The organism is uncultured Tyzzerella sp. (assembly GCF_963558545.1).
Classification (GTDB): Bacteria; Bacillota; Clostridia; order Lachnospirales; family CAG-274; genus Tyzzerella.
In genome coordinates this window covers 14,998-41,233 of the sequence record NZ_CAUWHO010000017.1, presented here as the reverse complement: position 1 = coordinate 41,233, position 26,236 = coordinate 14,998, and the positions used below count along the sequence as shown (strand labels likewise).

29 protein-coding genes are annotated in these 26,236 nt (G+C 25.3%); 1 reads left to right on the top strand and 28 read right to left on the bottom strand.

Features of this window, described 5'->3' with window-relative positions:
* Positions 1-82 precede the first annotated feature (82 nt).
* The 26 genes from R5Z65_RS04250 to R5Z65_RS04125 form a co-directional block, all read right to left on the bottom strand.
* A complete protein-coding gene (locus tag R5Z65_RS04250) occupies positions 83-487 on the bottom strand; it encodes a hypothetical protein (RefSeq protein ID WP_317367270.1) in 405 nt (134 codons plus the stop codon).
* A 366-nt stretch (positions 488-853) separates the two neighbouring features.
* A complete protein-coding gene (locus tag R5Z65_RS04245) occupies positions 854-982 on the bottom strand; it encodes a hypothetical protein (protein WP_317367269.1) in 129 nt (42 codons plus the stop codon).
* A 165-nt stretch (positions 983-1,147) separates the two neighbouring features.
* The gene (locus R5Z65_RS04240; RefSeq protein WP_317367268.1) at positions 1,148-1,315 is read right to left on the bottom strand and encodes a PoNe immunity protein domain-containing protein; all 168 of its coding nucleotides are present in this window, start codon (positions 1,313-1,315) and stop codon (positions 1,148-1,150) included.
* A gap of 17 nt (positions 1,316-1,332) precedes the next feature.
* Entirely contained in the window at positions 1,333-1,488 is a 156-nt protein-coding gene (locus R5Z65_RS04235; RefSeq protein ID WP_317367267.1) for a hypothetical protein, read from the bottom strand.
* 1,096 nt (positions 1,489-2,584) lie between these two features.
* Complete coding sequence (locus R5Z65_RS04230) at positions 2,585-2,725, bottom strand: hypothetical protein (protein WP_317367266.1); 141 nt, start codon at positions 2,723-2,725, stop codon at positions 2,585-2,587.
* Between the two features lie 419 nt (positions 2,726-3,144).
* Complete coding sequence (locus tag R5Z65_RS04225; RefSeq protein ID WP_317367265.1) at positions 3,145-3,276, bottom strand: hypothetical protein; 132 nt, start codon at positions 3,274-3,276, stop codon at positions 3,145-3,147.
* 69 nt (positions 3,277-3,345) lie between these two features.
* Entirely contained in the window at positions 3,346-3,531 is a 186-nt protein-coding gene (locus tag R5Z65_RS04220; protein ID WP_317367263.1) for a hypothetical protein, read from the bottom strand.
* Between the two features lie 118 nt (positions 3,532-3,649).
* On the bottom strand, positions 3,650-3,793 hold the full coding sequence (locus R5Z65_RS04215) for a hypothetical protein (protein ID WP_317367261.1): 144 nt from the start codon (positions 3,791-3,793) through the stop codon (positions 3,650-3,652).
* Between the two features lie 245 nt (positions 3,794-4,038).
* Positions 4,039-5,031, bottom strand: a complete 993-nt coding sequence (gene spoIID / locus R5Z65_RS04210; protein ID WP_317367260.1) for a stage II sporulation protein D — start codon at positions 5,029-5,031, stop codon at positions 4,039-4,041.
* Between the two features lie 50 nt (positions 5,032-5,081).
* Positions 5,082-7,517 (bottom strand): heavy metal translocating P-type ATPase, encoded by a 2,436-nt coding sequence (locus R5Z65_RS04205; RefSeq protein WP_317367259.1) that lies wholly within the window; start codon positions 7,515-7,517, stop codon positions 5,082-5,084.
* Between the two features lie 286 nt (positions 7,518-7,803).
* On the bottom strand, positions 7,804-9,495 hold the full coding sequence (gene recN / locus R5Z65_RS04200; protein ID WP_317367258.1) for a DNA repair protein RecN: 1,692 nt from the start codon (positions 9,493-9,495) through the stop codon (positions 7,804-7,806).
* A gap of 19 nt (positions 9,496-9,514) precedes the next feature.
* Positions 9,515-9,967 (bottom strand): arginine repressor, encoded by a 453-nt coding sequence (gene argR / locus R5Z65_RS04195; RefSeq protein WP_317367257.1) that lies wholly within the window; start codon positions 9,965-9,967, stop codon positions 9,515-9,517.
* Positions 9,968-9,972: 5 nt separating this feature from the next.
* Positions 9,973-10,815 (bottom strand): NAD(+)/NADH kinase, encoded by an 843-nt coding sequence (locus R5Z65_RS04190; protein WP_317367256.1) that lies wholly within the window; start codon positions 10,813-10,815, stop codon positions 9,973-9,975.
* Between the two features lie 13 nt (positions 10,816-10,828).
* Positions 10,829-11,611 carry a TlyA family RNA methyltransferase gene (locus tag R5Z65_RS04185; RefSeq protein WP_317367255.1) on the bottom strand — a complete coding sequence of 261 codons (783 nt, stop codon included), beginning with the start codon at positions 11,609-11,611 and terminating at the stop codon, positions 10,829-10,831.
* Entirely contained in the window at positions 11,601-13,487 is a 1,887-nt protein-coding gene (dxs, locus tag R5Z65_RS04180; protein ID WP_317367254.1) for a 1-deoxy-D-xylulose-5-phosphate synthase, read from the bottom strand. The genes R5Z65_RS04185 and dxs overlap by 11 nt, the downstream gene beginning before the upstream one ends.
* 24 nt (positions 13,488-13,511) lie before the next feature.
* Entirely contained in the window at positions 13,512-13,955 is a 444-nt protein-coding gene (locus tag R5Z65_RS04175; protein ID WP_317367253.1) for a divergent PAP2 family protein, read from the bottom strand.
* A 30-nt stretch (positions 13,956-13,985) separates the two neighbouring features.
* Complete coding sequence (locus R5Z65_RS04170; RefSeq protein WP_317367251.1) at positions 13,986-14,864, bottom strand: farnesyl diphosphate synthase; 879 nt, start codon at positions 14,862-14,864, stop codon at positions 13,986-13,988.
* Positions 14,864-15,100, bottom strand: coding sequence for an exodeoxyribonuclease VII small subunit (xseB, locus tag R5Z65_RS04165; protein ID WP_317367250.1), 237 nt, complete (start codon positions 15,098-15,100; stop codon positions 14,864-14,866). The genes R5Z65_RS04170 and xseB overlap by 1 nt, the downstream gene beginning before the upstream one ends.
* A 7-nt stretch (positions 15,101-15,107) precedes the next feature.
* A complete protein-coding gene (gene xseA, locus R5Z65_RS04160; protein WP_317367248.1) occupies positions 15,108-16,298 on the bottom strand; it encodes an exodeoxyribonuclease VII large subunit in 1,191 nt (396 codons plus the stop codon).
* 9 nt (positions 16,299-16,307) lie between these two features.
* Positions 16,308-16,772, bottom strand: coding sequence for a transcription antitermination factor NusB (nusB, locus tag R5Z65_RS04155; protein WP_317367247.1), 465 nt, complete (start codon positions 16,770-16,772; stop codon positions 16,308-16,310).
* A gap of 25 nt (positions 16,773-16,797) precedes the next feature.
* Positions 16,798-17,172, bottom strand: coding sequence for an Asp23/Gls24 family envelope stress response protein (locus R5Z65_RS04150; protein ID WP_317367246.1), 375 nt, complete (start codon positions 17,170-17,172; stop codon positions 16,798-16,800).
* A gap of 354 nt (positions 17,173-17,526) precedes the next feature.
* The gene (locus R5Z65_RS04145) at positions 17,527-17,712 is read right to left on the bottom strand and encodes a YjfB family protein (RefSeq protein ID WP_317367245.1); all 186 of its coding nucleotides are present in this window, start codon (positions 17,710-17,712) and stop codon (positions 17,527-17,529) included.
* Positions 17,713-17,727: 15 nt separating this feature from the next.
* Positions 17,728-18,129 (bottom strand): type II secretion system protein, encoded by a 402-nt coding sequence (locus R5Z65_RS04140; protein WP_317367244.1) that lies wholly within the window; start codon positions 18,127-18,129, stop codon positions 17,728-17,730.
* A gap of 68 nt (positions 18,130-18,197) precedes the next feature.
* Positions 18,198-20,849, bottom strand: a complete 2,652-nt coding sequence (locus R5Z65_RS04135) for an EAL domain-containing protein (RefSeq protein WP_317367243.1) — start codon at positions 20,847-20,849, stop codon at positions 18,198-18,200.
* A gap of 29 nt (positions 20,850-20,878) precedes the next feature.
* The gene (locus R5Z65_RS04130) at positions 20,879-21,952 is read right to left on the bottom strand and encodes a hypothetical protein (RefSeq protein ID WP_317367242.1); all 1,074 of its coding nucleotides are present in this window, start codon (positions 21,950-21,952) and stop codon (positions 20,879-20,881) included.
* Positions 21,942-22,361, bottom strand: coding sequence for a DUF6762 family protein (locus R5Z65_RS04125; RefSeq protein ID WP_317367241.1), 420 nt, complete (start codon positions 22,359-22,361; stop codon positions 21,942-21,944). Before R5Z65_RS04125 ends, R5Z65_RS04130 begins: the two co-directional genes overlap by 11 nt.
* A 203-nt stretch (positions 22,362-22,564) precedes the next feature.
* Between R5Z65_RS04125 and R5Z65_RS04120 the strand changes: the two genes are divergently transcribed.
* Positions 22,565-23,647: a hypothetical protein gene (locus R5Z65_RS04120; protein WP_317367240.1), complete on the top strand. Its 1,083-nt coding sequence runs from the start codon at positions 22,565-22,567 to the stop codon at positions 23,645-23,647.
* A gap of 25 nt (positions 23,648-23,672) precedes the next feature.
* On the opposite strand, the gene R5Z65_RS04115 is transcribed toward R5Z65_RS04120, so the two are convergent.
* Positions 23,673-24,815, bottom strand: coding sequence for a BMP family ABC transporter substrate-binding protein (locus tag R5Z65_RS04115; RefSeq protein ID WP_317367239.1), 1,143 nt, complete (start codon positions 24,813-24,815; stop codon positions 23,673-23,675).
* Between the two features lie 84 nt (positions 24,816-24,899).
* A complete protein-coding gene (locus R5Z65_RS04110; RefSeq protein ID WP_317367238.1) occupies positions 24,900-26,228 on the bottom strand; it encodes a pyrimidine-nucleoside phosphorylase in 1,329 nt (442 codons plus the stop codon).
* Positions 26,229-26,236: the final 8 nt, after the last annotated feature.

Here is a 26,236-nt window from a genome sequence, read left to right as displayed (position 1 = left end):
TTTTTTTTTTTATTATTTTTTTTAATTAATATTATTATTTCTAAATATATATTTTGATTAATTTCTATAATATTTCTAAGCATTATTTTATTTTCCCTTTCTTATTTAACAATCCTGCTCTTATCAAAACTGCTCTCATTTTAGGGTCTAAATCTTCCCACTTTCTTACATGACCATGATATATACCATTTATAGTTTCATCTAATATAACTATTTCATTATTACTAATTGCTATTCTTCTTTTAGTATTATTACTTATCTCTATAGAATTATCTAAAGCATCTTGACCATCAATAGGAGCTTTACTTTTTCTATTATTATCAATTTTACCATGATAATCTGCTTTCTCATACCTACCATTTTTATATGTATAATTTTTTATATGAAAATTTATTTCAACACCACTATTGTTAGAATTTGAAAAATGTATATTATTATCTATATTACCATTAACTGCAAAACTAAGCTTTTGTTTTCCAAAATTCAATACATCTTCAAAACATTTATTAACAGAATTTGCCGTTTCTTTTAACGTATTTGTTGATACTAAATTTTTAGCTGTTTCTTGTACACCTTTTTTAGTAAATTTCCCTACAAAATTTTTAAAACCATTTTTTGCATTTTCAAAAACATCTGGTATTTTTTTTATACCTTTTACTATACTATCTCCTATTTCTTTAAATGGTATTTTTTTTACTGCCTTTATTCCATCTCCTATTAAAGGGATAAATCCTATATAATCTAATAGTAAATCCCCTGCATTACCCCATTTCCATTCCCAATTTTGTATATCATGTACTATTTTTCTTATATCTGCTGCTTGTCCTAATCCAGGTATACAACCAACAACTATTTATCCAACTATTCCTAATAATGTTGTTTCATCTCCTGCATAACTTCCTTTCCATATCTGCTTTATTGATTTATCTAAATATTTATCTGTAGCATCTAATAATTTACTTCCTTTTTTACCAAATTCCAACCCTTTGTTTAATAAATCATTAAATTTTGTGTTACCATATTTTCCTTTTCCTTATTTGTTTAATCCCTCTATAAAAATCTTTTTTAATTTTTGTATAATAGTTTTTTGTATCTATTATTACTCTTTATTTTACTATACTTTTACCCACATTTCTTTTATTTCTTACTACCCCTCAAAATGTGCTAATTCATACGGATAATAATCACATTCTTTTAATATTTCATCATCTAAATTATACATTTTTACAAGAGCTGCTGCCTCTATGCACCAATATCCTACATAGTAATCTCTTAAATGGGCATTTTTATCTAATATACATTGGTCATCTTGCATATTTAACCATTGTTTCCCTACATATTTTTTAATAGTTTTGTTGCATCTTCTTTTTCATCTATGTAATTTATTAAGGTGTCTATATATCTATCTTTTAATCCTTCTTTTCCTATTAATTTTATAAATTTTTCCACATATTCTGTTTTTATATTTAATATTATTATAAATATCAATCCTAATCTTTTATTTTAAAAGGAAAATCTCTCCCACTTACAATTTTTATATAAACCATATAATAAACTTTGCCCTATTAGCTTTAGCTCTTTTATATCTATTCCTAGAGAATACCCTGAATAAAACAATTTAAATCCTGATAAAAATATTGCATAATAATACCCAGACAATGCATCTTCTATTACATCATAAGGGTACTTATCTTTTAATTCTTCAAGCTCTTTTTCTAATTCTTCAAGTTCTTTTTTATAACTATTTAAATGAAAACTATATTTTTTTCAAAGTATTCTTCATCTTTTATTTTATCTCTCATATCTTTTATCTCCTTTTATTGCATTATTTTTTATTTTAATTTAAGTTTTTAATATCTGTTCTATTTATATTTTACTTAGTTCTCTTAATACTTATCCTCCGTAATCTTTTTCAAATTGTTCTATTGCTAATATTTCATATCAAAAATAAATTCTTTAAATACACTTAATGGTCTTGTTATTATATACAAAAAAAGCTATTAAAAATAATAGTCCTATAACAACTGATATTATCATTATATATATTTTCTTTCGCCTTTCTTCAGCTATTGCCATTTGAATTAGAACCTTTATTAAAATTTCTTTCATTTTATTTGCTAAACCTAATAATTCTTCAAACTACATTATTTTTTATCCTTTTCTATTTTTATTTTTTATTCTTCATAAATTTCTGCAAAATCATCCTAAGCTATTTCTAAAGAATCCGTTTTATTATATATCTACCAAAAAAATCTTGATACTCTTAAGCTGTTAAAATTTTAATACTAAATTTTTTATATATTCTTCATTTACTAAGTATTCTTTCCTACATTCTTTTATAAATTTATACATTTTTTATTGTAACTCAACTTGCTTCAAATTTTCTTATTATATTTCCACTACTGTGATAAGAATAAGAGTTATCTGCTATTCTTTTTCTATTATGTTGTATTTTAAATCCTGTTAAGTTTAAGTCTTCATTATAATCATAACTTTGCTCTAAACTACAATTCTTTAAATATTTAACTAAACCGTTACTATAATAGTCATATTTTTATATACTATCTCCATTATAAACCACATTTTACAACAAATCAATCTCATTGTAAGTAAACTCTACTACCTTTACTGTAACATCTATTTCTTTTGTTTTGTTTCCATTTTTGTCATATTGATAAGCTGTTAATGTTCTTCCACTAGCACTTTTAGTCGCTATTCTTCCCATTACATAATAAGGATATTTTTATTGCATACCATTTGATATAGCATTTTACAAATATACGTCTTTTTCTATTAAACATATTTCCCTATTTAATAAGTTACACTAAATAGTTGTTTTTCTACCTTAATTATCTGTTATTTCAGTAAGATTAATTGCTTTATCATAACTAAATGTAGTTTTGTTGTATACTTCAACTTTTTCAAATTATCTTTCACTTATTAAACTATCTATGCTCTCATATTATCTTATTATTTAATATCCGTTAGGTGTTTTTATTTTTTTATGTTTGCATTTTTATCATATTAATATTTTGTAATAGTATTTATTTAATTTTCAAGTAATTATAACATTTCCTTTATTACCATATTAATAGGATTTTATTTAATAAAATATACACCTATTTCAGAAAATGAAACTTTTGATTATTTAAACCCCTCATAGTTAGGAATATCTATCAACTTAATATCACTTTTAGAAAGAAAAATAGCTTTATTTTTTTCTTTAACTTTATTTTTAAATATTTTTTCTAATAGTATTATTTGATTATTATTCATATTATATTTACTTTTTAATTTACTTATAATATCGTTATAGTTAAGTAAATAATCTTTAATTAAATCTCCTCAATTAAAAAACATATCATATATCACATCATTAGAATATACTTTATTATCATCAAATTTACCCCAAAATGCACTTGTAATACAAGGGGATATCCCATAATTCGTATCATCTAATAAATATTGTAAAGTTTCTTTTTTAGCTAATTCAAATATTTCAACTTCACAATTATAGAAATATTTCTCCAAATATTAACAATTATTTATAACATCTTTCATACGATAACTTTGTTAATTTCTAAATGCCAAAACACAATAATTATTATAAAAAGTAATAGTTCCTCTTTTACCACTAATATCTTGAATATTATAATAAATTATCCCAAGAATGTTCAAAAGATAACATAGGATATTTTGCAACCATAATAGCGTGTGCTATACTAAATAAAAAACATCCTTCCATTAATTTAATTAAATCTATTTCTAATATATTATAATTTTTATTATTCATAAAATCTTCCTTTTTTATTTATTACATTTTTTTGTATTTTAATGAAGTGATAATACTTGTGCATTACTGTAACTATTTGTTCCAACTTAATTAGATATAATAAAATCATTGATTATATCTAATTTTTTCCATTTTTCTTCATTTTTTATTTATACCCAATTACTTCTTTTACAACTTTTTATCTACCTATATTTTAACACAATATTTTAATTTTTAATAAATAAAATATTTATTTTATTCATAATCTAATAAACCTTATCCAAGCTAACCCCCACATAATAATGATTTAATATATCAATATAACTCTTCCCATCTTTCGCCATAAAATTTGCTCCATATTGGCTCATACCTGCTCCGTGCCCGTATCCTTTTGTTGTAAATTCTATACCATCTTTATTTTTTTTAATTATAAAATTAGTTGACCTTAAGCCAAACATTGTCCTTATATCTCTTCCTGTTAGCTTGTTTCCTAAAATATCAACTTCTAGCACATAATCTGCACTTGAGCGTTTTGTTATATTAAAGCTATCTATTATTTTATTTTTATCTATTTTAGGAAACTTTTTTGAAATTTCACTAGCTATTTTATCTTTTGATACTTTTGTTGTATATGTAAAATTAGGGGCATTTTCATCTACCTTACTATCAACACTTTTTATGTATGGTAAATTTCTGCCCCATATATTTTCCGAAACTTCGGTAATTCCTGCGCTAGTAGAATGAAAAACAGCCTCTATTGGCTCATTATTATATGTCATAACTATTCCTTTAGTCTCATATACTGCATTTTTAACTTTATTATAATATTTATCAAAATTATTTCCCCATTTATTTTTCATTTCATCTATACTGTTATAAGCTTGTCCAATAGATTTATGGTCAATAGGTTTATTTATATCATCTATTCTTTTATATGCGTAAGTTCTAGCAGCGATAGCTTGAGCTTTTAGTGCTTCATCTTCAAAACTAATAGGCATTTCTGCTGCTACAACACCAACTATGTAGTCTTCAAATGGAATATTGGTATTTTCTATACTTTTTAATGTTTCTTCATTATCTTGTTTTTCTTCATTTTTTATTACTTCTAAGTTATCTACTAAATCTAAATTTATATTATTGTCGTCTTCTTTAGCATCTAAAATTTTACTATTTCCTTTAAAAAAATAAACAGTAAAACTTGGTATAATCATCACTATAGATAATATGTAAACAAAAAAAATAAAAATACTTTTAAACATAAAAATCACCTCAAAAAATTATATGCTTAAAAAGTATTTTTATTCATTTACTATTTAAATTTTCTAATTCTTAGTGTATTTAAAAGAACTGATATAGAGCTTAAACTCATAGCCATAGCAGCTACCATAGGATTTAATAAAGGCCCTCCGAAAATATATAGTATACCACAAGCAATTGGTATACCTATTATATTATATAGAAATGCCCAAAATAAATTTTGTTTTATATTAGTTATAGTTATTTTACTTAATTTTATTGCATTATATACGCCATTTAAATCATCTTTTATAAGAATAATATCGGCAGATTCTATAGCTATGTCTGTACCAGAACCAATTGCTATACCTAAATCTGCATTAGCTAATGCAGGAGCATCATTAATCCCATCACCTACCATAGCTACCTTTTTACCTTTATTTATAAGCTCTTTTACATAATTAGATTTATCTATTGGTAAAGCTTCAGCAAAAATATTTTTAATATTTACTTGTTTAGCTATTGCTTCTGCAGTTTTTTTATTATCTCCTGTTATCATAAAAATATTAAGACCTATATTATATAATTTTTCTATTGCATCTTTACTAGTTTCTTTTATAGGGTCTGCAACTGCTATTATACCTTTAATTTCATTATTAATAGAAACATACATAGGTGTTTTGCCTTGATTAGCTAAATATATAAATTTATTTTCTGCATCAAATAAATTTATGTTTAAGCTATCTAACAATTTTTTATTTCCTATAACGATATTTTTATTATCTATTTTAGCTTTTATACCAAGCCCTGTTTTAGATTCAAATTTTTCTATATTTTCATATAAATTTATATTTTCTTTTAAAGCTTCTTTTAATATTGCATCTCCTAAAGGATGCTCAGACATATTTTCAGCCGATGCTACTAGCTTTAATAATTCATTTTTTTCTATATTATAGGTAATAATATCTGTAACAACAGGTTTCCCCTCTGTTATAGTTCCTGTTTTATCTAATATTATAGTATCTAGTTTATAAGCCATTTCTAATGCCTCGCCACTTTTTATAAGTATTCCATTTTCTGCACCTTTTCCAGTACCTACCATTATAGCCGTAGGTGTAGCAAGGCCTAATGCACAAGGACAAGCTATAACTAAAACAGATACAAATATTTTTACTGAAAATTTTAAATCTTTATTTACAACAAACCATAAAATACTTACAACAAAAGCAATTATACAAACAACAGGCACAAAATATCCTGATACAATATCGGCTATTTTTGCTATAGGAGCTTTATTAACTTGAGCATCTTCTACAATTTTTATAATATTAGCAAGTACTGTATCTTTAGATGTTTTTGTAGCTCTAAATTTTATATACCCATTTTTATTTATAGTCCCTGCAAAAACTTGACTATCTTTAATCTTTTTAGCTGGTATACTTTCCCCTGTTAAAATAGATTCATCTATATAAGTTTCTCCTTCTATAACAATACCATCAACAGCTACTTTCTCTCCAGGTTTAAGAATAACAATATCATCTATTAAGACTTCATCTATTGGAACTTTTTCTTCTTTATTATTATTTAATATAGTTGCATATTTAGGAGAAAAAGCAATTAATTTTTTAATAGCTTCAGATGTTTTACCTTTTGATATAGCTTCTAAATACTTACCAAGTAATATTAAAACTATAATCATAGCAACTGTTTCGTAATAAAGATAATGTACAGAATTAGTGTTACCATTTATTATATTTATAGTATTATATAAACTGTATAAAAAAGCAGCAGTTGTACTTATAGCTATAAGAGAATCCATATTAGGCCTACCTTTAAAAAATAACTTAAACCCTATTATATAAAATTTATAACCTATTACCATTACTGGTATAGTCAAGATAAGCTGTATTATGGCATAGTTTAAAGGATTATTGTTCATATTTATAAAATTAGGAACTAATCTATTAAAGCCATTTATCATAGGTAACATAGATATAAATAATAAAGGAATACCAAAAATAGCAGATAATATAACCTTTTTAAGCATCATTTTTATTTCTTTTTCTTTAAAATTTTCTTTTTTTTCAATGTTTTCTTCTAGTATTTTAAATCCCATATCTTCTATTTTACTTTTTATAGTAGATAATTTTGTATTGCTATTATATAAAACTTTTGCTTTTTCTGTAGAAAAATTAACTTCTATTTTCTCTACACCCTCGATTTTTACAATCTCTTTTTCTATGCCTTTAGCACACCCAACACACGACATCCCACCTATTCCTATAATTATTTCTTTAACGTCATTTTTTACTAAATATTTAAAGCCTAATTTTTTTATAGTTATATACATATCTTCTAAGTTTAACTTTTCATTATAGCGTATATATAATGTTTCATTAGCAAAATTTACACTAACTTTTTCAATTCCTTTTAGTTTAGATATTTCATATTCCAGTCTTTTGGCACAACTGGCACAAGACATACCTTGTATAGTTATATTCTTATCCATAATACACCTCTTTATTTTATTATTTTAAAATAGTTATAACTAATTTAAAATTTACTTCTTTCAATTTTTAATTTTCTATTGATGTATACATTATCATTTTAAATAAGATATATTTAAAATCATTATTTAGTATAGAGTTTTATTAAATAAACAATAACCATATATCCTATATAAATTATAGTATAGTATATTTATTTTATCAAGTTTAAGTTTTTATTCATAATATAAAAAGATATTTATAAATAAATTAATATATATAAATATCTTTTGTTTTTATAATTATTTATTATTTTAAATTATTCTTAATATTTTTAGCTTGTTCTAACATTTCATTAGCAGATGCCAATGTAAAATCTGTTATAGTAGCACCACCTGTCATTCTAGCTATTTCGTTTACTATTTCATTATCTTTTATTCTTTCTATACTAGTCATAGTATTTTTATCATCTGATAGTTTATTTATTAAAAAGTGTTGGTCACCCATAGCAGCTATTTGTGGTAAGTGTGTAATACAAATAATTTGATTATTTTTAGATAAAAGAGACATTTTTTCTGCTACCATTTGAGCTGTCCTTCCACTAATCCCAGAATCTATTTCATCAAATATAAATGTATCTATTGTATCAACAAAAGATAAAACGGCCTTTAAAGATAGCATTACCCTACTCATCTCACCACCTGATGCTATTTTTGAAAGAGGCTTAACATCTTCTCCTAAATTTGTACATATTAAAAATTCTACCTTATCAAAACCATTTTGATTAAAAGTATCCTTTTGTTTTATATCTATTTTAAATTTAGAATTTTGCATACCTAAGTCAAATAAATGTTTTTCTATATTTTTCTCTAAATAGCTAGCTTGCTGTTTTCTAATACTACTTATATTTATACAAGATTGTTTTATCTGTTTTTCTATGCTTTCTTTTTTTTCATATAATTTTAGTATTTTTTCTTCGCTGTTTATTAAATTATCTAACTTTATTTTAGTTTCTTCTTTAAAATTTAATATTTCTTTAATACTAGAGCCATATTTTCTCTTTAATTTTTGTATTAAGTCTAGTCTATTTTCTATTTCATTAAGTCTGTATTCGTTATATTCTATACTATCATCATATTTTTTTATATCTCTTATAATTTCTTCAAGCTTTGCATATACATCTTGCAACTCATCATATATATATTTTTTTTCAATATCTATATTTATTATAGTTTGTATATTATTTAAAGCAAGGCTTATTTTATCAAGTGCGGACAAATCATCTGAGCTATATAACAAGGATATACTCTCTGTATAAAGAGATTTTAACTTTTCTGATGATGATAAAACCTTTCGTTCCTCCAAAAGTATTTCTTCTTCATTTTCAGATAATTTTGCATTTTCTATTTCTGTAATTTGATAATTAAAAAAGTCTATTAAATCTTCTCTATCTTTACCCATAGATAAATCTGATATTTGCTTTAAAACTTTTCTATATTCTTTAATATAATTGGCAAGATTTTCTTTAGGCTTTAACAAATCATTTTCACAAAATCTATCTAATAATAAAATATGTTTAGCAGGATTTAAAAGAGATTGATGTTCGTGTTGTCCGTGTATATCTATAAGTTTTTCACATATTTCTTTTATCATACCAAGCGTTGCTGGCCTACCATTAACTTTACAAATATTCCTCCCAGATTTATTAAAAGTCCTAGCTATAAGAACACAACTATCCTCATCTATATCAACACCAAGTTCTCTAATTTCATTTTTAATAGTTTCAGATTTTAAAGTTAGTAATGCTTCTACCATAGCATAATCTTCACCTTTTTTTATAAAATCTTTAGTAGCTCTAGCACCTAAAACAAATCCTAAAGAGCCTATAACTATAGATTTACCAGCACCTGTTTCTCCAGATAATATGTTAAGTCCTTTATCAAATTCTATTAATGCCTCATTTATTAAGGCTACATTTTTTATGTAAAGCTGTTGTAACAAATTGACACTTCCTTTTACATTAAGAATTAATTTTAGCTTTTAATTTTTCTACAATTTTAATAGCCTTTTCTTCTGTTTTTACAACACAAAAAATATTATCATCTCCTGCTATAGTTCCTATTATCTCATCATTATCCATAGCATCTAATGATGCCGCAACTCCCATAGCCATACCATTTAATGTTTTTATAACAATAATATTTTGGGCATAATCTATGCTTATAACACCTGTTTTAAAAACTTTTATAAATTTTTCTGTTACTTCTGTATCATCTTGAATAAAAAATTTATATTTTTGTTTTCCATCACTTGAAGATACCTTTGTTAGTTTTAAATCCCTTATATCTCTTGATACGGTTGCTTGTGTAACATCAAATCCAGATTCTTTAAGCTTTTCTGTAAGTTCTTCTTGTGTTTCAATATCAAACTGTTTTATTAATTCTATTATTTTAGAATGCCTTTGAGTTTTCATAAAAATCACTTCCTTATTTCAAACATTTTACTTCTTAGTATATCATAAAAGCTAAGCTCAGTAGTCTTTATAATATTGGTATAAAAAGAAGACTTTTTAATAAACACATCTTCACCATAACTAATAGGTATAGACTCTTGCCCGTCTAAAGATAAATAAGCTATACTATCTTTATTGGTAACATATGCTCTTATTTCGTCATTAGAGGATATTACATAAGGTCTAGAAAATAAAACATGTGGGCAAACATAAGTAATAGCCATAAGCTCTATATCAGGTTTTAATATTGGACCCCCTGCTGAAAGATTGTAGGCAGTAGAACCTGTAGGGGTAGATATAATAAGACCATCAGCACTAAAAGCCTCTGCAAATCTTCCATTTATATCTATTCCTATTTTTATCATTCTAGATACATTACCATTATTAATATTTACCTCATTTAAGCAAATATATTCTTTATTATTAATAGTAGCACTAAGCATCATACGTTTTTCTACGGTATAGTTATTATTTAAAACATTTTTAATAGCTAATGTAGCATCTTGCTTTTCTACATCTGTTAAATAACCTAAATTTCCCATATTTATACCCAAAATATTTTTATCAAATTTAGCTATTTTATTAGACCATCTAAGTATCGTTCCATCTCCACCAAGGATAATTATAAAATCGGACATTTTAAAAAGTTGTTCTTCTTCTAAAAATATAACTTTTTTGTTATTAATCATATTTTTAAAATTTTTAAATATTAATGGAGTTGTATTTTGTCCTATACAAAAATTTATTAGCTTATTTGTATATTCAAAATTTTTATCTTTATCCTCGTTTGTTATAAACCCTATATACATACTATATTCTCCTCTACTTTAATTCTTCAAAGGCTTCCAAAACTACTTTTTTAAAAGGTAAAATTTTATCATTATTTTGCTTAGTTAAACAAATAAGGTATTCTATATTACCCTTGCCACCTTTTATAGGAGAGTAAGTAATATCTTTTGTAAAAAGTCCTTGTTGCTTGCAAAAATTCCATATATCTTCTAAAACTTTTATATGTATATTTTTATTTTTTACAATACCATTTTTATTAATATTCTCTTTACCTGCCTCAAACTGAGGTTTTACTAACATTACTACAACACCTGTATCTTTTATAAGGCTATATATTTTGTAAATTATTTTTTTTAAAGATATAAAGGAAACATCAACAGATATAAAATCAAATTTTATATCTGTTTCAAAATTTCTTATGTCTAAATTTTCAATAGAGATAACTTTATTATTATTTAATACTTTATTATCTAGCTGATTAGTACCTACATCTATTGCATAAACTAAGTTAGCACCATTTTGTAACATACAATCAGAAAAACCACCAGTAGATGAACCTATATCCATACACTCTTTATCTTGTAAATATATCCCAAAACATTGTATAGCCTTTTCTAGTTTAAATCCACCTCTACTAACGTATTTTGGTAAAGCTTTTTTATCTAAAGTTAAAATATCATTTTCTAATACTTTAACTGATGGTTTCTTTACAATTTTATCATTTATAAACACATATCCCTTTAAAATAATATCTTTAGCATATTCTCTAGAGTATCCATATTTTTCTTTAATAGCTATATCAAGCCTATTTTCCATTTTCTATATTTCCTATCTTATTTTTAATAGTTTTATATATGCCTTCTGTATCTAACCCATATTTTTGATGCAATTCTTTTATTGTTGCGTGGTCTATATATTCATCTGGGAAGGATATATTGTATATTTTTTTATCAAATATTTCATTTTTTATAAGTTGAGATATAAGGTTAGAGCCAAATCCACCTTTAAATACATTATCTTCAACAGTAAATATATAATCAAAGTTATCTTTTATATTATTAATAAGCTCTTTATCTATTGGAGATATAAACCTTGCATTTATTAAAGAAATATTATATCCTTCATCTATTAATTTTTCATATGTAGGTTTTATGTTATCTATAATAGTACCAACAGATATAATAGCTATATTACCATTTTGTTTTATAACTTCACATTTATTAAAACTAATTTCTTGCTCATTTTCACTATAAGTATCATTTGCTACACCTTTAGGATATCTTATAGCTATTGGCCCATTATGTTTATTTATAGAATAATCTAGCATTTTTAAAAATTCTGTTTTATTTTTAGGTGCTAAAATAGTTAAATTAGGTATATGAGAAAGATAAGATATATCAAATATACCTTGATGAGTATCTCCATCATCTCCTACTACACCTGCCCTATCTATTGCAAACACAACGTGTAAATTTTGTATACATATATCGTGTATTATTTGGTCATATCCTCTTTGTAAAAATGTAGAGTATACTGCAAATACAGGGACAAATCCACTCATAGCAAGGCCACCAGAAAATATAACAGCGTGCTCTTCTGCTATGCCTACATCAAATAACCTCTCTGGATATAATTTTTTAAAAAATAAAAGTCCTGTACCAGAGGGCATAGCTGCTGTAATGGCTACAAGCTTTTTATTTTTATTAGCTTCTCTAACCATAAATTTACCAAAAACATCAGAATAAGTTTCCACTTTGGTAGTATTAATTGATTTTCCTGTTTCCATATTAAAAGGTGCTACACCGTGATAACTACTTGGTTCATTTTCTGCTGGAGTATATCCATACCCTTTTTTTGTTATAATATGTAGTAGAACAGGTTTATTTATATTTTTAACATTATTTATAGCCTTAATAAGTCCTGCTATATCGTGTCCATCTATTGGACCTATATATTTTATACCTAATTGTTCAAACATTACATTAGGTAAAACGGCATATTTTATACCCTCTTTTGTTTTTTCTAATATTTTATTTATTCTATCTCCAACAATATTAAATCTTTCTAAAAATTGCCTTACATCTAACTTTACCTCTATATATTCTGGTGCGGAACGTAAACTACTTAAATGTTTACTCATAGAACCAACATTTTCTGATATAGACATTTGGTTATCATTTAATATAATTAGAAGTTTTTTATTATTAGCGCCTGCGTTGTTCATAGCTTCGTAAACTAATCCACCTGTCATAGCCCCATCACCTATAACAGAAACAACATTATAATCTTTACCTAGTAAATCTCTAGCAGTAGCAAATCCAAGTATTGCTGATATAGATGTAGAGCTATGCCCTGTATTAAAATGGTCATAAATACTTTCTTTTGTTTTAGGAAAGCCACTAAGTCCATCTTTTTTTCTAAGAGTATTAAAAAGTTCTTTTCTACCTGTTAAAATTTTATGAGTATAGGCCTGATGTCCTACGTCCCATACAATTTTATCTATCGAAAAATCAAAACAGTAGTTAAGAGCAATAGTAAGCTCCACAACTCCTAAATTAGACGACAAGTGTCCACCTGTTTTAGATAAAGACTCTATTAAAAATTCTCTTATTTCCTCTGCCAAATAATCTAGCTTATCTATGCTAAGTTTTTTTAAATCAGACGGACTATTAATATTATCTAAATATGACATTTTAGCCCTCCTTTTCAATATATTTTAATAAGTTATTATAGCAACAACTATACCTAATATAGCTCCTGCAAACACTTCTACAGGGCTATGCCCTAAAAGCTCCTTTAATTTAGAGTCTATTTTTACACCGTGTTTTTCAAAATTTGCTATAAATATATTTAAAACTTCTGCCTGTTTACCAGCTGCACGCCTTACCCCAGATGCATCATACATAACAACCATACTAATAACAAAAGTAATAGCAAATAGAGTTGAACCAAAGCCTTCTGTAAAACCTGTTGCACAAGCAAGAGATGTAACAAAAGAGCTATGGGAGCTTGGCATACCTCCAGAGCTTACAATAAGAGCAGGGTTTATTGTTTTATTTTTTATACAATCTATAATTATTTTTATTATCTGTGCTATCAACCAAGATAAAACAGCAGTTTGTATTATCTTATTGTTAATAATTTGATGAAAAGCTGTCATAATATCACCTTAATTATTTTATTTTATATATTAGTTAGTTCTATTTATTAATTTTTTTATATAATGGTAAATATCTTTATTGTCAAGATGTAAATTTCTTAAATTTTCTAATACTTTAGAGGATAACTCTTTATAATCATTTTTAGACTTTTCCATACCATATATACTAACATATGTAGATTTATTATTTTTTAAATCGCTATTTAATGGTTTGCCTATTTCTTGTTGATTTCCCTCTATATCCAAAATATCATCTTGTATTTGAAAAGCTATACCAAGTTTATATGCTATATCTTCAATTATTTTTAATTGTTCTATACTAGCACCACCTATAATAGCACCACATTTTATACTAGCTAAAATAAGCTTACCTGTTTTATTTTCATATATATCAAAAAGCTCGTCTTCACTAATATTTTTACCTTCTGCATCAATGTCTAATGCTTGTCCTTTTATCATACCATTAGTACCAGATGCAATAGCTATACAATAAATAGCATCTAAATATCTTTTTTCAAAATTATTTTTAAGTTTATCTAACATTATTTCAAAAGCAATGTTTAAAAGTCCATCTCCTGCTAGTACAGCAGTTGCCTCATTAAATTTTATATGGCAAGTTGGCATACCTCTCCTAAGGTCATCATTATCCATACTAGGTAAATCGTCGTGTATTAATGAATATGTATGTATACATTCCATAGCAACAGCAAATGGCATAGCATCTTCATATTTGCCAGATAGTGCCTCACACATTAATAGCATTATCATTGGCCTAAAACGCTTGCCACCTGCTTTTAAGCTATATTCCATAGGTTTATACATTTCTTTACCAGCATATTTTCTTAAATATGTTAATATTTCATCATTTATAATATTAAGCATATCTTTTTGTCTATCTAATGTGTTCATTAATATCCCTCCATATCGTAAAAAGGATTAGTCTTAAATATTCCATTAGCATCTTTTTGTAATATAGATACCTCTTGCTCCATATCTTTTAAAAAGCTTGCACAAAACATAGCTTCTTCAACGCCCTCTTTGTAAAGATTTAAAGATTTTTCAAGGGTTGTTTCATTTTTTTCCATTTGATTTGATATTTCTTCCAATCTTTTTAAAGAGCTTTCAAAATCTTTCTTTTTAGCCATAAAAACCTCATTCTATTACTTTTGCTTTTTTATCACCATCACAAAAACTTAATGTTATCTCGTCATCTTTTTTTAACTGTTTTACAGATTTAATATTATTATCACCTTTAGATACTAGAGCATACCCATTTTTTAATATATTCATTGGAGATAAAGCCTCTATTTTATTTATATTAGATTCTAAAATAAGTTTATTTTCTTTTATTTTTAAATCTATATTTGAATTTATTTTTTCTAGTTTATTTTCTATAAATATTTGATAATCTGTTATTTTATCTAAAAAATTTACAAAGCAAGCTTTATTTATATTTACTTGAAATTTAAGCTTGTTTTCATTTATTCTTTTATTTATATTTTTATTTATACTACAAAACAAATTATAAACTTTTTCTTGTAAATCATCTGCTTTAGGTAAGCATACCTCTATTGCTGCCGATGGTGTAGGTGCTCTAAAATCTGCTACAAAATCTGCTATTGTAAAATCTATTTCGTGTCCAATACCAGTAACTATTGGTATAGATGAATAAAAGATTGCTCTTGCTAAATCTTCATTATTAAATGCCCACAAATCTTCTTTACTTCCACCACCACGAGCTAAAATAATAATATCTAAATTATTGTATTCGTTAGCTAAATTTATAGCATTTATTATACTAGCTGGTGCATCTTTTCCTTGTACCAAAGCAGGTATTAACATTATTTTTATATTAGGATTTCTCCTTTTAGAAACATTTAATATATCTCTTATAGCTGCACCTGTTTGAGATGTAATAACACCTATTGTTTTAGGTAAAGGTGGTATCTCCATTTTGTAAACTTCATCAAATAAGCCTTCCTTTTTTAGCTTTTCTTTTAAATTTTCAAAGTCTAAAAAAACATCTCCTAACCCACTGACTTTTACATTTTTTACATATAACTGATATTGGCCAGTTTTAGTATAAGATGATATATATCCAAAGCAAATTACCTTTATCCCGTTTTCAAATTCATCTTTAAAAGACAACGCATCTTGTCTGTACATAACAGCATTTATAGAGCATTCTTCATCTTTTATTGTAAAATATATATGTCCTGATGTATGCTTTTTTAGGTTAGATATTTCACCTTCTATATAAATACCATTTAATAAAACATCATCTTCTAAAACAAGTTTTATATAATTATTTACTTGTGAAACTGTATAAATATTATCTGACATAAATATTACCTAAACTTTTCCAAGAACAGCGTTTATAAATCTATAAGATTTTTCAGAACTATATTCTTTAGAAAGCTCTATTGCTTCATTTATAGCTACTTTTGTTGGTACATCATCAAACAACATTTCATATATAGCTAATCTTAATATGGCTAAATCTACTTTATCAATACGAGATATTTCCCACCCTTTAGAGCATTCTTTTATTTTTTCATCTATATTTGATAAATTATTTATTAATCCATATAATTGTTTTTCTATAATAGATTTATTTATTTTTAATGGGATAAAATTTTCATTTTCTAATTTTTCTATTTGTTCTTCTGTATCTAATATTTCATAATATTTATCCAAAATATCTTTAATATGGCTAGGTTCAAAAAATTCTAGTTGAAAAACAAGATTAAAAACGTGATTTCTTGTATTGCTTCTTGTTTCTAGCTTTTTTTTTACCGGAATATGTAAATCTTCCATTATATCACCTCTAAATTTAAAAATTCTAGTCTTCTTTTTTATCTGTATTTTTATTTTTATCTGTTTCTATAGATGCAACATTTATATTAATTTTATCTATTTCTAAACCTGTCATATTTTCTATGGCAGTTTTTACTTTATTTTGTATATTTTGTGCAACATCTAAAATTTTATAATTTTGCTTTATAGATAAATTAATATTTATAGTAAGTTTGTTTTCATCACTAAAAATATTAATTCCTTTAGAAGTTGTTTTTTTACCAAACTTTCCTATTATCTCACTAGCCAAGGTAGAATTAATAGAATGCACTCCGTCTATTTCCATAGTAGCTGTTTGAACAATAGCCACTAAAACATCATCTGATATTTGTACTATACCGTTGTTATTTGTAAAAGACATATATACCTCCAAAAATTTATATTTATAAATAATAAACATTAACAATAAATTATAACTATTATATCAAATTTTTTAAGTTTTGAAAAGATAAATATAATATATTTTACCCTAAATATGTTATATATAAAACAAATAATAATTATAAATTATTAAGATATAGTACATATTAAACAAAAAATATAAAATAACAGATTATATTATGATAAAAAGTTCAAACAGATATAAAGTCTGTTACAAATAAATATATAGTAAATATTATAAATATACAGAAATAGACAAATGTATTAAATGTTATGTTAATGACAACAAAACCTCTTAATAGAAATAATTACATCTATTAAGAGGTTTTATTAATTAAATGATATAATCTACAGTTGTTCCTTCAGGTGCTTGAGCAACTGTACCCATAGACATAATTTTCATCATATTAGATTCACTTTGGTCCATTATGTCTTTTAATAACGAAATAGAAACATCTTGCCTTACATTAGCCATACTAATTGTTGTAGAAACTGATGCAATAGTTTCAACCATACCCATTAAAATCGCCTCCTCTTATGAAGTTGGAGCTTCTTGCCCATCTTCTGGATATTTTTCCCCTAAATATGTAACTGAATTTATAATATAATTTTTAGGGTCATAATTAATTGTTGTGTCTTTTAAAATAGCTTCTGCATCACCTTGTAATAATTTTGCTTCTTTTATAGCATTTTTAACATCTTGGTCTGTTGCAAGAGTTTTATTTTTCATAGCTGCATCTGCAGCAACTTGCATACTAGCAATATAAACAGCTCTAGCAGTAGCTTTATTAGATGTTGTCCTTGCAGAATTAATATAGCCAATAGTATTAGGACCTACTATTGCTATAAGTGTAATTATTATAGTCATAACAACTATAACTTCAACTAAGGTAAAGCCTTTTTTCTCCTTAATTTTACTTTTTATTATACCTAACATAATATTCCTCCAAAAAATCCTTTTTCTATACATTATATATTATAAAAAAATTTTTTAATTGTCAAGTATTATCCATTATCTGCAAATGCCCTTTTTTCAAATTCTTCTAATGTTACTGGTTTGCAAAAATAATATCCTTGAACATTGCTACAGCCTATCTCTTTTAAATATTCCACTTCTTCTTCAATTTCTATACCTTCAGCAACAACATCTAGCTCTAGCTCTTTAGCTAACATTACTATAGATTTTATAATAGCTGCACCTTTTTTTGATTTTTCAAAATTTCTAAAGAACCCACAATCTATTTTTAAAACATCAACAGGTAAATCTTGTAACATATTTAAAGAAGAATACCCTGTTCCAAAATCGTCCATAGATATTCGTATATTTTCTTTTTTAAAATCTTGAATAACTTTTATAATTTCATCTGGTTCTTCAGCTATTAAACTTTCTGTTATTTCCAATTCTATAAACTTTGGGTCTACTTTATAACGGTTGATTATTTCCATTATATCATCTTTTAGCTCTTTTCTTCTAAAATTTAATTTGGATATATTAACAGATATAGATATATTTCTTCTACCTTTTTCTTCATTTGATTTTATAAATTTACACACTTGTTCTAATATGTACATATCTAATTTCATAATAAATCCATTTTTTTCAAAAATAGGTATAAAACTGCCTGGAAACATTAACCCTTTTTTTATATGCTCCCATCTAACTAGTGCTTCTGCTCCATTTATTTTATTAGTATATATATTATATTTAGGCTGTAAATATAACTTAAAGTCTTCATTAGCAAGAGCCTCGTCCATATCATTTTCTATTTGTTTTTCAACTAACATATTATTTTTTAATTCTTCATCATAAAAATTTATATTTTTTGTTGTATCCTTTTTAGAAATTTTATGTGCATAGTTAACTCTTTCTATAATTTCCTCTATACCTATATTTTTATCTTGTATTCTATATATACCGTATGATAATGCTATTTTTATGTTTAGTATAGTTTGGCTTATTTCATTGTCTATATCGTATAATATTTTTAATATATCTTCATCGTTTTTAGATTCACAACAAAAATAGTAAACATCAGAATAAGAATGACAACAAATACCTTTTCCAAATATAAATTTATTTATTATATGGTTTATTCTTAAAAGTATTTTATTACCTTCGTCAAATCCATACATTTCATTTACAACCTTAAAGCCATTAATATCTAACATTACCATTACAAATTTTTTATCTGGTTTGTTATTTATCAACTGTTTTACTTTAAATTTAAATATTTCTTGTTTAGATTCAAATGTAAATCTATTAGATTTAAAATCTAGCTCTGTATCATGTCCTAAAATAATTTTTACTTTATCTTCTTCATATTCTGATTCTGTTGCCATTGAAGAATATACTTCTATACCATTATTTTTAAAATAGTCATAATAAGTTTTTTTAGCTTGATACATATATTCATCAGCTTTACGAGTTAAATGCTTAATATCTAAATTTTTATCTCTCCATAAATAACCTATGGAAACACTATACTCCATTAAATCTAAGAAATATCTATTTACAGAATTAACTTTTTGACTAAATGTATCTTTTGTTATATTTTCAGATAATACAACAAATTCATCTCCACCTATCCTATAAATATCTTCTTTTCTAAAGTATTTTTTTAAAGCTTCGCTAACTTCTTTTATAGCCCTATCACCACATTCTTGTCCTTGTGTTTCATTAATTTTATTAATACCATTAATATCTACAAATGCAACACCCATAGATTTTATATTACTATATTTTATATTTTCTATATAATTAGCATACTTATTCCTATTATTAAGGCCTGTAGATGAATCTTGAAAACTCATAAATGTCAATTTTTTAGATATCTGCCTTCTTTTGAATTCATTTAGTATAAAATATAATAAAGATTTTAATAGGAGTATATCATTTTTATGTTCTTCTATATTTTCAATACACATAAAACCAACAGGTTTTTCTAAAAACTTCATAATAGCAATAACTAAATTTTTTATATCTTTTTCTTTTAGTTCTTTATACTTTTCTGGCCATACTTCTTTTAATATAGAAATATCATCTATAAATAGTATTTCTTGATTTTTATATATTTCCCCCCAATTTACTATCTCATTATTGCTAGGAATCTGACTAAATATATTATCATTTTTGGCACTATCCCATTGGTATAAATACACCATTTCTTCACCATTTGTTAGCTCTTCATTAATATAACATCTATCTGCGTTATAGTATAGTCCTATCATTTCTAATATTTCATACATAACTTTAGATAAATCTTCGTCTTTTGCTAATATTGATACACTTTTTATTAGTATATCTTTCATTTCTAAATACTTTTTATCTTTTTCAAAATCAGTATTTTTAACTTCATTGCAAACACACAGTACAACGCTTCTATCGTTATATATTGCTGGAGATTTATTTATAGTATAATTACGCCCTTCAAAATTAATAAACTTTGATTCATTACCTATCTCTTCGTTTAATGCAATTGGATTTGAAAAAAATGTATTTCCTATTATATCATTTTTTAAAGGCATATTGTTAGCTATTTTAAATATATTTTTAGCTTTATTATTCAAAAATAATACATCTAAAGTTTTATAATCATATATATATATAAGTTCATCTAATATATTAAATAAACTTATATGAAATTTATCTATTATCATTATTATCCCTTTCTAAATACTTTATAATTTTATTCAAAATTTAGTATAAATGCTGGTGGATTATCTTCTAGCTTTATCATTTGTGATAACGCTGTTTTAAAATTATCCACTTCATATATATCCATTTTGCCTTCTGCATTTGTATATAATAATACTTTTAAATTAGATTTAAATTCTATATAGGCAAAATTACCAGCTTTACAAGCATATGTTATTTCTTCCTCAGCACCTATTTGTCCACTTTGTTTTAATAAGTCTACAATATAAGATAAATCAGAAGATATATCCGTATATTTAGATATTTCATATGGTGGCAACATACTAAGGTCAAAATCTGTATAAGCATAGTTTACAAATATTTTACTATTTCTACTTTGTAAATCTTCAACTATTACACTGTATTCTCCATTTTCATCTTTTTGTAGGGCATATTGTTTTATATAAGCAGGGTCCATTTTACTAGATATTACTATTATAGCATATTTATCATCACAAGCAATATACTTAACATTTCCATTTTCTAATAACCCATCTTTTTGTACCACTGCTTTTAAAATTTGTTCATACTCTTTATCATCTTTTAAAGGAGTTCTAATTTCTCCATGATTCCAAGCACTATCCATAACAAATTGTTTATATTCTTTTTGAGTTAAAACCCCACCTTCATCAAATTTAGATGACACATACATACCTTCTTTTACAGGCAAGGCAGTATATATAGTTAATATCTCCATATCTTCATCTAATATTTTATCTTGTAAATAAGGTTTTAAATGTTTAGGTTTTGTAAAATGTATAACTATATCTTTTAATTCTTTAGGAACTTTATAATCTAAACTTTCTTCTATATCACTCAACAAAACTTCTGAACCATCATTTTTTACTAAATAACTGTAAGAAGATAAAAACTGGTTATTATCCCAAGTTTGTATATAGTAGTCATCAAGTTTTCTATTAAATTCATCTAAATCTTTTAAAATCTTTTGGTCTAATATTACCCCTTTATTTCTAGTATTATTTTTAGTTATTAAAAAATAACAACCTACAATAGCAATGACCAAAATTGCAATTATTGATACAATAATACCTTTTTTATTTTTCATTTTTATACTCTCCTTCTTTATCTTTTATAGTATTATAAACATCTTCTAACTCTTTATGATGTATATCTAAAATAGTATCTACTATATTAATTAGCTCGTTATTATTTTCTGTATATGGGATAATTATTTCCCAAGTAGGATTATATTCCTCTTCACATTCATTTATATCATATCCTTTTTCTTGAAACATACCTATATCATAATAATCATAAATAGCATTATATTCCCAATCGGATACATCATTTTCTGTTGTTAGTTTTATATTTAAAAAAATTTGACTATTTTCATCTTCTAAGGCATATATATTTAATATATATTGTTCATATTTAGAAATACTAAGGGTTTGTAACTCCTTTTCAAATAATCCTGTTTTTTTATTTTTTTGCATAATAACTATAACTGTATCCATATTTATCTCCTTTATAAATTAAGCAATCTTAACTATAATATTATAATACTAAATTTAAAAAAAGTATATAGTATTTAACCACTTTTAACAAAATATTTATTTTATTTACAATTTATCTTTAATATCATATATTTTTCTGCTATAATATAATCATTATTTTATACTAAATATATTTTATTATGCAAAATAAATAAGAGGTTATTATGAATTATGTTATTTTTAAAGTAAGTTTTTTCAATAATTATAATGGGATAGAAGATACATCATTAAATATCTATGATAGGTTTTATCAAGAAAAAAAATCAAATAATCCAGAGCAATATAATTTCCAAGATTATAATAATTTTTGTTATGGATATGCCTCTTTAAAGCCAGGTGTTGTTAATCTTTCTAATATAAACTTTACTAATGATAATTCTACACTTTTAAGAGATGCATTGGTAATATGGGTTTATGAGGATAACACTAAACATTACATAGTTGGTTGGTATAAAAATGCTAGTGTTTATAATTTTTTACAAAAGGAAATAAGCTATCCTTCGGTTGGTAGAGATTTATACTATAACGTTAAAGCAAAATCTACAAATTGTTATCTATTACCTGTAGAAAAAAGAACATTTAATATTAATATTCCTTTTAAAGATAATAACAATTTTTATATTGGCAATGAAAATGATATATTATACCAAGATATATTAAATTTTATAAATACATATAATGGTAATTTTATAAATAATATATTGTCCAGAAATATAGATGAAGTTTTAAAAGATGCTCCCAAAAATCCTACTTTACTTTATAAAAGAGGCTCTATTTATTTATATAATGAGTCTAACTTTTTAGAGGCTCTTAAATACTTTAATACAACTTTATTATTTAAAGATATGCTATCTAAAAATGAAATTACAGACGTGTATTATTCAAAGGCTATGTGTTTGCAATTTTTAAATTGCTTTGATTGTGCTTTATTTTATTTTGAAAAGGTTATAAGCAACATAGAATATGATATTAATATCTTAAAAAATATGATATATTTATGTATTTATACAAAAAAATATCATAAAGCTATAAATTATTGCGACACAATAATAACTAGTGAACAAAAGAATGAACAAAATATTATTTTTTTAGATGAAATTTCTTGTTTAAAAGTAGATTGTTATTTATCTTTAAAACAATATGACTTAGCTAAAGATTTATTAATTTCTATAAAAAACAATACCCTATCAAAAGAGCTTAGTAATTATTGCGAAAATAAATTAAAACAAATAAATCCTAGATACTAATATCTAGGATTTATTTGTTTTAATACTATTGAAATTTTACAGAAACAATTTCTGAGCCTAAACCATCTGGTTTTTCTGCAGCTTTTTCATTTTTTAATTCAATTTCGCCATTAGAAATTTTATTGTATATATCATCATATTTTTCTTGATTAAATACTTCAAATTTAGATGTTTCCATAGGTAATAAAACATCACCTGTAGTAGAATTTAATGTAACTGTACGTCCACCTACAAAAGTACCATCATAAATTTGTGCTAAAGTTTTATAAACTGCACTTTGTAAATTTTTCATAGCAGATGTAATAACTGTTTCTGATTCTACAGATTGGTCAACATCTACACCAATAACTTTTTTACCAGCAGTTTCAGCTGCTTTCATAACAGAGTTACCAACTCCACCACCACAGCCAAATATAATTTCTACGCCTTCATTGTACCAAGCAGATGCTTTAGCAGTATGTTCTGGAGAAGCATCAAAGTCACCAACATATGTATAGTTCATAGTAATTTCTCCAGGTTTAAGTCCTAATTCTTTACCAGCATATTCAGCACCTTGGATAAATCCATATCCATAACGGATAACAGCAGGTACTGCAATACCACCCATAAATCCTAAGTTTCTGTTACCATCAATAACAGCAGAATAACCAGCTAAGAAACCAGCTTGTTCTTCTGCAAAGTAGATAGATTCTGTATTTGCCCCTACTTCGTATTTTGGTTCTTTTTGATTACCATCTTGTGGTGTACCATCTATAATGATAAACTTAACATCTGGATATTTTGCTTGCATATCATATACTGGAACTTCAAATAAGTAACCAGGACAAACAACTGTTTTAGCTCCACCTTTAATAGCTAATTCTATTGCTGTAGTAATAGCTTCGTTAGATTTTTCTGCTGGTTTATAATATTTGTGAGAAATACCTTTTTCTTCAGCATATTTTACAACACCTTCCCAAGAACCTTGGTTAAAAGATTTATCATCAATAGTACCAACATCTGTAACAAGTGCAATTTCTGCACCAGAGCTACTACTTTCTTCTTTTTTTTCTTCAGCATTATTGCTTTCTACAGCTGTATTATCTGTATTTTCGTTTGATTTGCTTCCACAGGCAACCATACTAAAGGCCATAGTTGTTGCTAATATTAAACTAACTATTTTTTTCATTCTTTTTCCTCCCAAAAATTAGAATATATTATTCAATTCATATTTTACACTTAAATATTAATTTAGTCAAATATTTTTTATATATTAAAATTTTTGTAATTTATCTTTTTCAACTCTTGCAAAGACTAAAGGTATCTCTTTAGGTTTATTTTCTCTAACAATTATAGAATTTTTAACTTTATTTCTAGCATTTTCTATCCTGTTGTAATCATTAGTATATAATGTACATAAAATATCACCTTTTTTTACTTTATCCCCCACTTTTTTATTTAAAACAATTCCAGCAGAAAAGTCTATACTATCTTCTTTTGTTTCTCTCCCAGCTCCTAACATAGTAGATGCTATACCAAGTCCTTCTGTGTCCATATAATTAATATAACCTTGTACGTCTTCTTCTAATACTATATCTAAAGAATATTTAGACTTGGTAAATTTATTAGGATTTTTAATATATTGTATATCTCCACCTTGAGCCTCTACCATTTCTATAAGCTTTTTAATAGCATATCCATTTTCTATCGCTTGTTTTGCCATATTTTCACATTCTTCTATGGTTCCTTTATTAGCAAGATATAGCATATTACCTGCAAGTTTTATACATAAATCAGTTAAATCTTTAGGTCCTTTACCATTAAGAGTGTCTATAACTTCAACTATTTCTAATGAATTTCCTATATTATTACCAAGAGGAATATCCATATCTGTTATAAGAGCTACCATTTTTCTACCACAGTTTTCTCCTATAGTAACCATTTTTTGTGCAAGGCTTATAGAATCATCTAAATTTTTCATAAATGCACCGTTACCAGTCTTTACATCTAATAAAATGCAATCACTCCCAGCTGCTAATTTTTTACTCATAATAGATGAAGCTATAAGGGGTATACTTTCTACGGTTGCCGTTACATCTCTTAATGCGTAAAGTTTTTTATCTGCTGGTGCAAGATTACCAGATTGTCCTATGACACTAATGCCTGTTTTATTTACTATATCAAAAAATTCTTCCTGTGAAAAGTTTGTTCTAAGCCCTGGAATAGCTTCCATTTTATCAACAGTACCACCAGTATGGCCTAACCCTCTACCAGACATTTTAGCAACTTTAACTCCGTAGTATGCAACAATAGGTGCTATTATTAATGTTGTTTTATCTCCTACACCACCCGTAGAATGTTTGTCTACCTTTATACCCTCTATAGAAGATAAATCTACCATATCTCCAGATTTTGCCATAGCATTTGTCATAGTAGATATTTCTCTATCATTCATACCATTAAAAAATATTGCCATAAGCATTGCCGACATCTGATAATCTGGTATTTCTCCACTTACATAATGATTTATCATATATTCTATTTCTTCATTTGAAAGCTCTTCTTTATTTCTTTTTTTTTGTATAAGGTCATACATTCTCATATTATTAC